The sequence below is a fragment of the Cryobacterium sp. MLB-32 genome, assembly GCF_000738085.1.
Classification (GTDB): domain Bacteria; phylum Actinomycetota; class Actinomycetes; order Actinomycetales; family Microbacteriaceae; genus Cryobacterium.
In genome coordinates this window covers 1-526 of sequence record NZ_JPRS01000575.1, presented here as the reverse complement: position 1 = coordinate 526, position 526 = coordinate 1, and the positions used below count along the sequence as shown (strand labels likewise).

Genomic DNA, 526 nt, shown 5'->3' with positions numbered 1-526 from the left:
TCGAGGAAATCATCGTCGTGGGCTACCTCTTCACACGCCTCCGCCAACTGGGCTGGCCGACCTGGACGATTATTCTCTCCTCTGCGGTACTGCGCGGCAGCTATCACCTGTACCAGGGCATCGGCCCGTTCTTCGGCAACGTCGCCATGGGCGTTGTCTTCGGCTGGTGCTACACCCGTTGGGGCCGCACGATGCCGCTCGTGATCACACACTGGATGCTCGACATCCTCTCCTTCGTCGGCTATCCCCTCGCCCTGGCGTGGTGGCCGGGATTACTCGCCCCCTCGTCGTAAATCCGACCAGGAACGTCACCTGTTTCACGCCCTCGGAGTAGTGTGGGCGTCGAAAGGGAGGAGAGCGAGCACGTGGCGAATTCTCATCTCCCACACACGGACCCAGCCCACTCCGACACGGTCTTATATGACGCCGTGCTCTTCGATCTCGACGGTGTGGTGACCGACACCGCGAGGGTACATTCGCGCGCATGGCAGGCCCTGTTCGACGAGGTGCTGCCTGGTTTGACCGG

The 526-nt window shown here is 62.4% G+C and carries 1 protein-coding gene; it reads left to right on the top strand.

Features of this window, described 5'->3' with window-relative positions; translation table 11 throughout:
- Positions 1–293, top strand: a 293-nt coding sequence (locus JF66_RS20045; RefSeq protein WP_035880650.1) for a CPBP family intramembrane glutamic endopeptidase, incomplete at its 5' end; no start/stop codon positions are given.
- Positions 294–526 lie beyond the last annotated feature (233 nt).